The 12326-nt window shown below is 54.7% G+C and carries 7 protein-coding genes, 2 tRNA genes and 3 rRNA genes; all 12 read right to left on the minus strand.

The window, feature by feature from the left end; translation table 11 throughout:
- Positions 1 to 13: 13 nt before the first annotated feature.
- Positions 14 to 496: a ribosomal protein S18-alanine N-acetyltransferase gene (rimI, locus tag ACAM27_RS16490; RefSeq protein ID WP_369612323.1), complete on the minus strand. Its 483-nt coding sequence runs from the start codon at positions 494 to 496 to the stop codon at positions 14 to 16.
- Positions 493 to 1311, minus strand: a complete 819-nt coding sequence (locus tag ACAM27_RS16495) for a hypothetical protein (protein WP_369612324.1) — start codon at positions 1309 to 1311, stop codon at positions 493 to 495. The genes rimI and ACAM27_RS16495 overlap by 4 nt, the downstream gene beginning before the upstream one ends.
- A 30-nt stretch (positions 1312 to 1341) precedes the next feature.
- Positions 1342 to 2892, minus strand: coding sequence for a 2-isopropylmalate synthase (locus ACAM27_RS16500; RefSeq protein WP_011785936.1), 1551 nt, complete (start codon positions 2890 to 2892; stop codon positions 1342 to 1344).
- 116 nt (positions 2893 to 3008) lie between these two features.
- Positions 3009 to 3123, minus strand: a 5S ribosomal RNA gene (gene rrf, locus ACAM27_RS16505).
- 99 nt (positions 3124 to 3222) lie between these two features.
- Positions 3223 to 6114 (minus strand): 23S ribosomal RNA (locus ACAM27_RS16510).
- A gap of 311 nt (positions 6115 to 6425) precedes the next feature.
- A tRNA-Ala gene (locus ACAM27_RS16515) sits at positions 6426 to 6501 on the minus strand.
- A 96-nt stretch (positions 6502 to 6597) separates the two neighbouring features.
- Positions 6598 to 6674: transfer RNA gene (locus ACAM27_RS16520), tRNA-Ile, on the minus strand.
- 89 nt (positions 6675 to 6763) lie between these two features.
- Positions 6764 to 8304, minus strand: a 16S ribosomal RNA gene (locus ACAM27_RS16525).
- Together the 16S, 23S and 5S rRNA genes with 2 tRNA genes alongside form the textbook arrangement of a ribosomal RNA operon.
- 418 nt (positions 8305 to 8722) lie before the next feature.
- Positions 8723 to 9340 carry a sulfite oxidase heme-binding subunit YedZ gene (locus ACAM27_RS16530; RefSeq protein WP_121208498.1) on the minus strand — a complete coding sequence of 206 codons (618 nt, stop codon included), beginning with the start codon at positions 9338 to 9340 and terminating at the stop codon, positions 8723 to 8725.
- Positions 9340 to 10314, minus strand: coding sequence for a protein-methionine-sulfoxide reductase catalytic subunit MsrP (msrP, locus tag ACAM27_RS16535; protein WP_369612325.1), 975 nt, complete (start codon positions 10312 to 10314; stop codon positions 9340 to 9342). The genes ACAM27_RS16530 and msrP overlap by 1 nt, the downstream gene beginning before the upstream one ends.
- An 87-nt stretch (positions 10315 to 10401) precedes the next feature.
- Complete coding sequence (gene pssA / locus ACAM27_RS16540) at positions 10402 to 11217, minus strand: CDP-diacylglycerol--serine O-phosphatidyltransferase (protein WP_121208500.1); 816 nt, start codon at positions 11215 to 11217, stop codon at positions 10402 to 10404.
- Between the two features lie 90 nt (positions 11218 to 11307).
- Positions 11308 to 12324, minus strand: a complete 1017-nt coding sequence (gene ilvC / locus ACAM27_RS16545; protein WP_011784402.1) for a ketol-acid reductoisomerase — start codon at positions 12322 to 12324, stop codon at positions 11308 to 11310.
- Between the last annotated feature and the right edge of the window lie 2 nt (positions 12325 to 12326).

Consider the following 12326-nt stretch of genomic DNA (forward strand, 5'->3'; position numbering starts at 1 on the left):
GCCTATACCGTCCTCAGGTGAACCGCAGCGCCATGACCAGCGCATCTTCCCGTCCAGCACCATCGGGATAATAGCCGGCCCTTCTGCCGATTTCAGAGAAACCCTCACTCAGATAGAGCTGGGTGGCAGCATCATTGCTAACCCGCACTTCCAGAATCAGTTGTTCCATGCCATCCGACACCGCGACAGCGATCAGATGCCTTAGTAACCAGCGCCCGACACCCTGACCACGCACACGAGGACTGACGCAGATATTCAGCAGGTGGGCTTCGTCGACCATATAGGTCACCACCGCATAGCCAATCAACTCATCGCTACGCTCAGCGGCCCAGAGCCTGTAATTCGGCTTAAAACAGTCAAGAAAAGTCGATTTCGGCCACGGATGGGAGTGTCCTTGACACTCCAGCTCCATGACCGCCGTCAGGTCTGCCTCGACCAGAGGGCGTACCCGGACATCCTGGTTCTGCACGTCGAGAAAAGGCTGTGATGCTTTCATCGGCCAGGTACGAGAACCCGAATCGATTGCCAGAGCAGTCGCTTCTGGGAGGGGTCTGATGCCAGTGATGCGAGGGTGCTGGAGAACGCAATCTCCGGCACCCGCCCCAGGCCACGCTCGATCAACCGTGCCTGAGTTTCGTCGCCAAGCCCCAGCGTTATTAGCGTTTCTGTCGGGGCGTCGCCAGCAAAAGCAGAGGCTATGACTGAGACAAGATCGCTTTCACTGTTGAGCGTCACTTTCAGGTTATTGAACAAGGGCCAGCGCACTACTCTGCATTGAGACACCCCGGTCTCTCCAATGCTTCGCAATATGTTACGAGCCAGATTTTCCTGCAAGGCAAAACTGGCGTCCTCTGCAATATGGCACAAGAGCATGACCCGGGAGCCTTTCCAGGCAGTCAGACACACCCGGTGCACGGGCTCCGGCCGTTGCACTTCTACTGGTTCCGAGGCCGGCAGGGAAGCCTCTGGCTCCGTTTCTGGAGTTTCAGACCGAGGCTCGGTGGCAGGTGGAGCTTTCACTGGGTCCGCGGCCTGTTGCGCAGCGCTGTCCGCCTTCTGCACGGATTCAGGCTTGTTGCCCATCAGGCTCTGGAGCTGAGCAATGCGCTCCCGCCCCTGGTCCCCAGACAGCGGCTCAGATTTACGCCCAATCTGAGGAATCTCCGACGCGGGCTGGAATTGCGGCTCGTCCTCCACTCCGAAATCAAAGTCGGGGCTTGGCGCCGCACCAGGCAAACTCTCGCGGGCATACCACATCCGAATGCCTGCCGCCGCCAGATAGAACTGCCGCTCCGCCTCATTCCCTATCACGAATCCCTCCATGGCAATCCTTCGGGCGCTTTAAACATCAGCCACCTGGGGATGTTGGCGAATACCGCCACTGGAAATCAGGTTCAGAGCTTCAATGTAGGCCTTCGCCGACGCAATAATGATGTCGGTATCCGATCCAACGCCGTTCACAATACGGCCGCCCCGCTCAAGACGAACGGTGACTTCCCCCTGAGCATCAGTGCCGCTGGTAATATTGTTGACCGAATACAGTTGCAGGTTACACCCGGAATCCACCAGAGATTCAATGGCCTTGAAAGTTGCGTCTACAGGACCGCTGCCCTCAGCCTCTACCGTGTGTTCCTTACCGTCCACGGTCATGGTCAGATGCGCCTTGGGCACAACGCCGGTTTCAGAACAGACCTGCATGCAGACCAGACCGAAGCGGCCTTCTTCTTCCTTTTGCTTGGTATCGCTGGCAATCGCCTGCAGATCTTCATCAAAGATCTCATGCTTGAGGTCGGCCAGTGCCTTGAAGCGGGTGAAGGCCTCATTCAACTCCCCTTCGGTTTCAAACTGGATACCAAGCTCCAGTAGTCTCGTACGGAAGGCATTGCGGCCGGAATGCTTACCTAAAACCAGGCTATTGGTATGCCAGCCTACGTCCTGTGCCCGCATGATCTCGTAGGTTTCGCGATGTTTGAGCACGCCATCCTGATGGATGCCGGACTCATGGGCAAAAGCATTGGCACCGACGATCGCCTTGTTGGGTTGAACAGGAAACCCGGTAATGGTGGACACCAGACGTGATGCCGGGACGATATGCTGGGTGTCTATGCGGGTATCAATATTGAAGAGATCCTGGCGGGTACGAACCGCCATGACTATTTCTTCCAGCGCTGCGTTACCTGCCCGTTCGCCCAGACCATTGATAGTACATTCGACCTGACGGGCACCGTGGGTAACCGCAGCCAGCGAGTTGGCTACCGCAAGCCCCAGGTCGTTATGGCAATGGACTGAAAAAACAGCCTTGTCGGCATTCGGGATACGGTTCAGTAACTGACGGATGGTCTCACCAAACTGTTCAGGAATGGCATAGCCCACGGTATCAGGGATGTTGATGGTACGGGCGCCGGCATCGATAGCGGCTTCAATGATGCGACAAAGAAAATCCAGCTCTGACCGCCCGGCGTCTTCACAGGAGAACTCGACGTCATCAACGTGGCTACGCGCCCGCTTGACAGCGCGCACGGCTTGCTCGACCACCTCATCTGGCTCCATCTGAAGTTTATGCTTCATATGGATGGGCGAGGTGGCAATAAAGGTATGGATACGGGAGCGCTCGGCAGGGCGGATCGCTTCAGCGGCCCTGTCGATATCCTTGTCCAACGCACGAGCCAGACTGCAGACAGTGGATTCTTTGATGTTCTCGGCAATAGCCTTGACTGCATCAAAGTCGCCCTGGCTGGCAATGGCAAACCCCGCCTCGATAACGTCTACGCGAAGCTTCTCGAGCGCCTTGGCAATGCGGAGTTTTTCCGCCTTGTTCATGGTGGCGCCCGGACTTTGCTCGCCATCACGCAGAGTGGTATCAAAAATGACCAGGTGTTCACTAGCGGCCATTGCTGGGCTCCCATCAGAAACGTTGCTTTGATTTTCGGTGAAGTATATCACTTCTCCGGAACCAGAAATAAAAAACCCCCGACAGCGAAGCTGTCGGGGGTTTTTAGGCATTAGGCGCCTGACGATGACCTACTCTCACATGGGCAACGCCACACTACCATCGGCGCAGGTCTGTTTCACTTCTGAGTTCGGGATGGGATCAGGTGGTTCCAGACCGCTATGGTCGTCAGGCAAAACGGTTGATCACTGGGGGACGAGATGGAACTGAGTGATGTTGATTTCGATTGAGCGGTTAGGCTCTGCGTTATCCGCAATTGTCTTGGGTGTTATATAGTCAAGCCGCACGAGCAATTAGTATCGGTTAGCTCAACGCCTCGCAGCGCTTACACACCCGACCTATCAACGTCCTGGTCTTGAACGGCTCTTCAGGAGGCTCGAGGCCTCGGGGAGATCTCATCTTGGAAGGGGCTTCCCGCTTAGATGCTTTCAGCGGTTATCCTGTCCGAACATAGCTACCGGGCAATGCCACTGGCGTGACAACCCGAACACCAGAGGTTCGTCCACTCCGGTCCTCTCGTACTAGGAGCAGCTTTCCTCAAATCTCCAACGTCCACGGCAGATAGGGACCGAACTGTCTCACGACGTTCTAAACCCAGCTCGCGTACCACTTTAAATGGCGAACAGCCATACCCTTGGGACCGGCTTCAGCCCCAGGATGTGATGAGCCGACATCGAGGTGCCAAACACCGCCGTCGATGTGAACTCTTGGGCGGTATCAGCCTGTTATCCCCGGAGTACCTTTTATCCGTTGAGCGATGGCCCTTCCATACAGAACCACCGGATCACTATGACCTACTTTCGTACCTGCTCGACGTGTCTGTCTCGCAGTCAAGCGGGCTTGTGCCATTACACTAACCGCACGATGTCCGACCGTGCTTAGCCCACCTTTGTGCTCCTCCGTTACGCTTTGGGAGGAGACCGCCCCAGTCAAACTACCCACCACACAGTGTCCTCAACCCCGATAAGGGGCCAGAGTTAGAACCTCAAACATGCCAGGCTGGTATTTCAAGGTTGGCTCCACCGGAACTGGCGTCCCGGTTTCAAAGCCTCCCAGCTATCCTACACAAGCATGCTCAAAGTTCACTGTGAAGCTATAGTAAAGGTTCACGGGGTCTTTCCGTCTAGCCGCGGATACACCGCATCTTCACGGCGATTTCAATTTCACTGAGTCTCGGGTAGAGACAGCGCCCCCATCGTTACGCCATTCGTGCAGGTCGGAACTTACCCGACAAGGAATTTCGCTACCTTAGGACCGTTATAGTTACGGCCGCCGTTTACCGGGGCTTCGATCAAGAGCTTCGCACGAATGCTAACCCCATCAATTAACCTTCCGGCACCGGGCAGGCGTCACACCCTATACGTCCACTTTCGTGTTTGCAGAGTGCTGTGTTTTTAATAAACAGTCGCAGGGGCCTGGTATCTTCGACCGGCTTCCGCTCCACCCGCAGGGGCTTCACGTACACACCGGCGTGCCTTCTCCCGAAGTTACGGCACCATTTTGCCTAGTTCCTTTACCCGAGTTCTCTCAAGCGCCTTGGTATTCTCTACCTGACCACCTGTGTCGGTTTGGGGTACGGTCTCGAATAGCCTGAAGCTTAGAAGATTTTCCTGGAAGCAGGGCATCAATGACTTCGCGCCCTTGGGCACTCGTCGTCGCGTCTCGGGATTGTGGACCCGGATTTGCCTAAGTCCACTCCCTACATGCTTAAACCGGGGCAACCGTCGCCCGGCTCACCTAGCCTTCTCCGTCTCTCCATCGCAGCTATCCAAGGTACGGGAATATTAACCCGTTTCCCATCGACTACACCTTTCGGTCTCGCCTTAGGGGCCGACTCACCCTGCGCCGATTAGCGTTGCGCAGGAACCCTTGGTCTTCCGGCGTGCGGGTTTTTCACCCGCATTGTCGTTACTCATGTCAGCATTCGCACTTCTGATACCTCCAGCATGCTTCTCAACACACCTTCGCAGGCTTACAGAACGCTCCCCTACCCCGCATACAAAGTATGCAGCCGCAGCTTCGGTGACCAGTTTGAGCCCCGTTACATCTTCCGCGCAGGCCGACTCGACTAGTGAGCTATTACGCTTTCTTTAAAGGGTGGCTGCTTCTAAGCCAACCTCCTAGCTGTCTGAGCCTTCCCACATCGTTTCCCACTTAACTGGTACTTTGGGACCTTAGCTGGCGGTCTGGGTTGTTTCCCTCTTCACGACGGACGTTAGCACCCGCCGTGTGTCTCCCGGATAGTACTCACAGGTATTCGGAGTTTGCATGGGGTTGGTAAGTCGAGATGACCCCCTAGCCCAAACAGTGCTCTACCCCCTGTGGTATTCGTCCGAGGCGCTACCTAAATAGCTTTCGGGGAGAACCAGCTATCTCCGGGCTTGATTAGCCTTTCACTCCGATCCACAAGTCATCCCCTGGCTTTTCAACGACAGTGGGTTCGGTCCTCCAGTGCCTGTTACGGCACCTTCAACCTGCTCATGGATAGATCGCCCGGTTTCGGGTCTATGCCCAGCGACTAATTCGCCCTATTCAGACTCGGTTTCCCTACGGCTCCCCTAAACGGTTAACCTCGCCACTGAACATAAGTCGCTGACCCATTATACAAAAGGTACGCCGTCACAGAACAAGTCTGCTCCGACTGCTTGTACGCATACGGTTTCAGGGTCTATTTCACTCCCCTCACAGGGGTTCTTTTCGCCTTTCCCTCACGGTACTGGTTCACTATCGGTCAGTCAGGAGTATTTAGCCTTGGAGGATGGTCCCCCCATGTTCAGTCAACGTTTCTCGTGCGCCGACCTACTCGATTTCACTGAACTCAGGTTTCGGATACGGGGCTATCACCCACTATGGCGGCACTTTCCAGAGCCTTCTCCTACCAGTTGTTCAGCTTAAGGGCTGGTCCCCGTTCGCTCGCCGCTACTTAGGGAATCTCGGTTGATTTCTTTTCCTCAGGGTACTTAGATGTTTCAGTTCCCCTGGTTCGCCTCTTACACCTATGGATTCAGTGTAAGATACCAACCCGAAGGTTGGTGGGTTTCCCCATTCAGAGATGTCCGGATCACAGCTCGTTTGCCAGCTCCCCGAACCTTATCGCAGGCTTCCACGTCTTTCATCGCCTCTGACTGCCAAGGCATCCACCGTATGCGCTTAGTTGCTTGACTATATAACCCCAAGACAACTGATCACGAATCCACACTCTTCACCAGGCAAGCCTGATTCCGAGGCATCTTCGAGACAGTCACTTGAAGCAATAGAACAACCACTTCAACGACAACACCGGATAACGCTTGAAATCGCTATCACTTTGAACATTTTCTCTCGGAGATAATGAGAGAAAAATATTCGTGTTCTATCTCGTCCAATTTGTTAAAGAGCAAATCTGACCCAGTGATCAGAAAGAAGGGCTTCGAACTTTCATTAAGTTGAAACACTTGTTTCTGCACACTGCTAACCGAAGTTAGTCAGTAAAGTTTGGTGGAGCTAGGCAGGATCGAACTGCCGACCTCCTGCGTGCAAGGCAGGCGCTCTCCCAGCTGAGCTATAGCCCCAAGAAGCTATCTACAAGAATTATTCAGATCAAGGCATCGAATGGCGCCGCATAGCCTGCTATGCAAGTCATTCGATAACGCTGAGCTGGATAATTCTGGTGGGTCTGGGTGGACTTGAACCACCGACCTCACCCTTATCAGGGGTGCGCTCTAACCACCTGAGCTACAGACCCAAAACACGGGCCTGCAACGACCCATCTGCTCTCTTTATTAGCCAACCAAGTAATTCGTGTGGACTCTGACCGAAGCATTCGGCTTCGTTTAAGGAGGTGATCCAGCCGCAGGTTCCCCTACGGCTACCTTGTTACGACTTCACCCCAGTCATGAACCACACCGTGGTAATCGTCCTCCCGAAGGTTAGACTAACTACTTCTGGTGCAATCCACTCCCATGGTGTGACGGGCGGTGTGTACAAGGCCCGGGAACGTATTCACCGCGACATTCTGATTCGCGATTACTAGCGATTCCGACTTCACGGAGTCGAGTTGCAGACTCCGATCCGGACTACGACGCGTTTTAAGGGATTGGCTCACTCTCGCGAGTTGGCAGCCCTCTGTACGCGCCATTGTAGCACGTGTGTAGCCCTGGCCGTAAGGGCCATGATGACCTGACGTCATCCCCACCTTCCTCCGGTTTGTCACCGGCAGTCTCCCTGGAGTTCTCAGCATTACCTGCTAGCAACCAGGGATAGGGGTTGCGCTCGTTACGGGACTTAACCCAACATCTCACGACACGAGCTGACGACGGCCATGCAGCACCTGTCTCAGAGTTCCCGAAGGCACCAATCCATCTCTGGAAAGTTCTCTGGATGTCAAGGCCAGGTAAGGTTCTTCGCGTTGCGTCGAATTAAACCACATGCTCCACCGCTTGTGCGGGCCCCCGTCAATTCATTTGAGTTTTAACCTTGCGGCCGTACTCCCCAGGCGGTCAACTTAGTGCGTTAGCTGCGCCACTAAGACTTCAAGAGTCCCAACGGCTAGTTGACATCGTTTACGGCGTGGACTACCAGGGTATCTAATCCTGTTTGCTCCCCACGCTTTCGCACCTCAGTGTCAGTGTTGGTCCAGGTAGCCGCCTTCGCCACTGGTGTTCCTTCCTATATCTACGCATTTCACCGCTACACAGGAAATTCCACTACCCTCTACCACACTCTAGTCTGACAGTTCGAAATGCCGTTCCCAGGTTAAGCCCGGGGCTTTCACATCTCGCTTACCAAACCACCTACGCGCGCTTTACGCCCAGTAATTCCGATTAACGCTTGCACCCTCCGTATTACCGCGGCTGCTGGCACGGAGTTAGCCGGTGCTTCTTCTGTAGGTAACGTCAAGCCTCATGGGTATTAACCATAAGGTTTTCCTCCCTACTGAAAGTGCTTTACAACCCGAAAGCCTTCTTCACACACGCGGCATGGCTGGATCAGGGTTGCCCCCATTGTCCAATATTCCCCACTGCTGCCTCCCGTAGGAGTTCGGGCCGTGTCTCAGTCCCGATGTGGCTGATCATCCTCTCAGACCAGCTACGGATCGTCGCCTTGGTAGGCCTTTACCCCACCAACTAGCTAATCCGACTTAGGCTCATCCAATAGCGCAAGGTCCGAAGATCCCCTGCTTTCTCCCGTAGGACGTATGCGGTATTAATCCGGGTTTCCCCGGGCTATCCCCCACTACTGGGCAGATTCCTAAGCATTACTCACCCGTCCGCCGCTCGTCAGCGGGTAGCAAGCTACCCCTGTTACCGCTCGACTTGCATGTGTTAAGCCTGCCGCCAGCGTTCAATCTGAGCCATGATCAAACTCTTCAGTTTAAATCATACAAGAACCCGAAAGTTCTTAATTCTTGCTCAAGACAAAACTCAATTTCGACGAGTCACTGTCCTGATATTTCGTGTCCGAAATACCTCGGCCAGCGCCCACACGAATTACTTGGTTAACTTTTTAAAGAGCGTTTGAGCTGTTGCTCAATCAAGGCCGCGTATTCTACATCGTTCCGCTGCCCTGTCAACCACTTTTTTCGAAGAATTTTTGAAGCAAATTTTCGAACACTTTCAAGTAGTTGCGTTCTTCGTGAACCGGCGTTGTCTGCCGTGTCCCTCAGAAGTGGTGCGCATTCTACAGCCCTCAGGAAAACTGTCAACGCCCATTTTCAATTTATTTTGCCGGGCTTCGGTTTCCACCTACGCCAGCGATCAAATACCCACCAAAACGATCAGGCGTTGATCAAAATCACGCTCTTCTCAGAGGAATGAGCGTCGAAAAACCTGACCAGTACACCCGGGCACCCAATAAAACAGCCAGCACCAGGCCATAGATCATCATTTCGGTCACGTCGCTGCGCGCCTGCCACAGAAAATGAACCCAGGCCAGGAGTGCCGAGCTGTAGATAAGGCGATGTAACGGTTTCCAGCCGCGCCCCATCCTCTTCATCATGCCCCTGGTCGAGGTCGCCGCCAGCGGCGCCATTAACAGGAACGCCAAGCCACCCGCGATGATATAGGGGCGCTTGGTAAAGGTTGCCCATAGATCAAACCATCCAAGGATGAACTGGAGGAAGGCGAGCACATGCAAAGCCGCGTAGAAAAAAGCATATAACCCCAGCATCCTGCGAAAACGGAGCCAACCGGCCCAACCTGTGATTTTTCGCAATGGTGAGATCAACAGGGTTATCAGCAGAAACTGGAACGCTGCGATACCCAGTGCTTCCGTAATGGTCTGGCCTGGATCAGGCCCCAGATTACCGCTCTGGATGCCCCACCCGATCAACGCGAGCGGAATCAGGCAGGTCAGAAAAACCAGGGCTTTAACCGGAGTATAGGGAAATTGACGAGAAGCCTTGGATGCCATCAATAATACCTGGAAAGATCCATGCCCTTGTATAAATGAGCGACCTGTTCACCATAGCCGTTAAACTTCACTGTCTCGATCCAGTTCGGACTCAACAAACCAGAGGGCAGGCGACGCTCACGCTTCTGACTCCAGCGCGGATGATCCACTTCCGGATTCACGTTGGCATAGAAGCCATACTCTTCAGGCGCAATCATCTCCCAGCTGGTCTTGGGTCGCTCCTCCATGAAGCGGATACGGACGATCGACTTGATGCTCTTGAAGCCATATTTCCACGGCACAACCAGGCGGATCGGCGCACCATTCTGGTTTGGCAGGGTCTTGCCGTACAAACCAATGGCCAGAAACGATAACTCGTTCATGGCCTCATCCATCCGGAGCCCCTCCCGGTAGGGCCAGTCAATCACGCTGAACATCGAGCGCTGCCCACGCATCTGGTCCGGATCGTGAAGGGTTTCGAAGTAGACGTATTTGGCTTTTGACGTCGGCTCCAGACTGGCGAGCACTTCGGCCAACGGCACTCCGACCCACGGAATCACCATCGACCAGGCTTCCACGCAACGCAACCGGTAAATACGCTCCTGATACTGGTGAGGCTTCAGCAGATCTTCCAGCGCATAGGTGCCTGTCTTTGCACATTCACCTTCGACAGACACAGACCAGGGGTCGACCGACATGGCATCGGCATAGCGCGCAGGATCGCCCTTATCCGTGCCAAATTCATAGAAATTGTTGTAGGAAGTAATCGCGGGGTAAGGTGCTTTCTTTTCGTCGGTAGAAAACGCAGGCATGGCCTTATATTGCAGGGAGTCGCCAGGAATTCCGCCCTCCTCCGCCCTGAGCAGGCCCGGCATGGTCAGCGCCGCAGCGGATGCCATCGTCCCGGCCATGAATTTCCGCCGGTTCAGGTAGACGGATTCAGGCGTCACTTCAGATTCTGACAGAGCCCACGACGGGCGGCGCTTGATAAGCATTGGAAATCTCCAATTCATTACTTGAGGTAACTGACCGGAGGTTCCCGAGAAAATTCCCGGCCGATTCACTCGGCCGAGGGGCAAGTCCTACCGGGCGCGGGCCGGCTTGCGACGGAACAGAGCCCGAACCGGACCGGAAAGTGCGTAAATCAGGAACCCGGTGAACAGTACGGTGGCGGGATCAAGGGCGATCACCACAAACACCAGGACGACCAGAAGTATCGCCGCAAAAGGCACCCGACCTCGAAGATCGAGATCCTTGAAGCTGCGGTAGAGAATATTGCTGACCATCAGCACACCGGTTCCGGCCACAACGATAATTGTCAGCAACGTCAGCCAGGACGATGGCTCGAAACGGTGGAAACACCACACCAGCCCCGCAACACAGGCAGCTGCCGATGGACTGGGCAGGCCCACAAAGTATTTTTTGTCCACGGAGCCGATCTGGGTATTGAACCGGGCCAACCGCAATGCTGCGCCGGCCACGTAGATGAACGTAACCACCCAGCCCACTTTGTCCAATCCGTTGAGGGACCAGAAAAACGCCACCAGGCCGGGCGCAACACCGAAGGCCACCATGTCGGCAAGGCTGTCGTATTCCTCACCGAATTTGCTCTGAGTATTCGTCATCCGGGCGACACGGCCATCCAGTCCATCCAGAATCATGGACACGAAAATGGCGATGGCTGCATTGTCGAACACACCATTGGCGGCAGAAACAATCGCATAGAATCCAGAGAACAGAGAGGCTGTCGTCAGCGCGTTGGGAAGTAGGTAAATGCCTTTGCGACGAACCTTGGCCCCCTCAACAAGCTCCTCTTCAACCACTTCACCGGGCTCAATTTCCGGATCTGCGGCTTTCCTGGTTTCTGATTTTTCCACGGTATTCTTTTCTTCAGTCATTCCATAAACTCCGGAAAGCATTTGGGCGGAGTATAAACGAAAAACGCGGCCACAAGGGGCCGCGTTTCCAAACCTTACCGAAAATCCGGATCAGTTCTTGTCTTTGTCCACGATCTTGTTCGCGGAAATCCACGGCATCATGGAACGCAGCTTCTCGCCCACGGTTTCGATCTCGTGAGCCGCATTCTGGCGACGGCGAGCGGTCATGGACGGGTAGTTCAATGCGCCTTCAGAGATGAACATCTTGGCGTATTCACCACTCTGGATGCGCTTCAGTGCGTTACGCATGGCTTCGCGGGACTGCTCGTTGATCACCTCCGGGCCGGTTACGTATTCACCGTACTCGGCGTTGTTGGAGATAGAGTAGTTCATGTTGGCGATACCGCCTTCGTACATCAGGTCAACAATCAGCTTAAGCTCATGCAGACACTCGAAGTACGCCATTTCCGGAGCGTAGCCTGCTTCGGTCAGGGTTTCGAAGCCGGCTTTAACCAGCTCAACCGCACCACCGCACAGAACCGCCTGCTCACCGAACAGATCGGTTTCGGTTTCGTCCTTGAAGGTGGTTTCGATGATACCGGTACGGCCGCCGCCGATGCCGCTGGCGTAGGACAGAGCTACATTCTTGGCGTTGCCGGACGCGTCCTGGAAGATCGCAATCAGGTCAGGGATACCACCGCCCTTGGTGAACTCGGTGCGCACAGTGTGGCCCGGAGCTTTCGGAGCAACCATGATCACGTCCAGATCTTTGCGCGGAACGATCTGGTTGTAGTGAATCGCAAAACCGTGAGCGAAGGCCAGGGTAGCGCCCTGCTTCAGGTTCGGCTCGATCTCCTCACGGTACAGCTGGGCCTGGAACTCGTCCGGCGTCAGAACCATGACCACGTCTGCAGATGCAACGGCAGAAGCCACATCGCTGGTCTTCAGTCCATAGGCTTCAGCCTTGGCGATGGAGGATGAACCGGCACGCAGACCAACAACCACGTCTACACCGGAGTCCTTCAGGTTACACGCATGAGCGTGACCCTGGGAGCCGAAGCCGAGAATGGCAACTTTCTTGCCCTGGATGATGGAAAGATCGCAATCCTTATCGTAATAAACCTGCATGA

This window comes from Marinobacter sp. RI1 (genome assembly GCF_041155085.1).
GTDB classification, from domain to species: domain Bacteria; phylum Pseudomonadota; class Gammaproteobacteria; order Pseudomonadales; family Oleiphilaceae; genus Marinobacter; species Marinobacter nauticus.

Coding starts and splice junctions, on each gene's coding strand:
- ACAM27_RS16500 (WP_011785936.1), bottom strand. CDS start 2,892: ATGGCCGCTAGTGAACACCTGGTCATTTTTGATACCACTCTGCGTGAT.
- rimI (WP_369612323.1), bottom strand. CDS start 496: ATGAAAGCATCACAGCCTTTTCTCGACGTGCAGAACCAGGATGTCCGG.
- pssA (WP_121208500.1), bottom strand. CDS start 11,217: ATGACTGAAGAAAAGAATACCGTGGAAAAATCAGAAACCAGGAAAGCC.
- ilvC (WP_011784402.1), bottom strand. CDS start 12,324: ATGCAGGTTTATTACGATAAGGATTGCGATCTTTCCATCATCCAGGGC.
- msrP (WP_369612325.1), bottom strand. CDS start 10,314: ATGCTTATCAAGCGCCGCCCGTCGTGGGCTCTGTCAGAATCTGAAGTG.
- ACAM27_RS16530 (WP_121208498.1), bottom strand. CDS start 9,340: ATGGCATCCAAGGCTTCTCGTCAATTTCCCTATACTCCGGTTAAAGCC.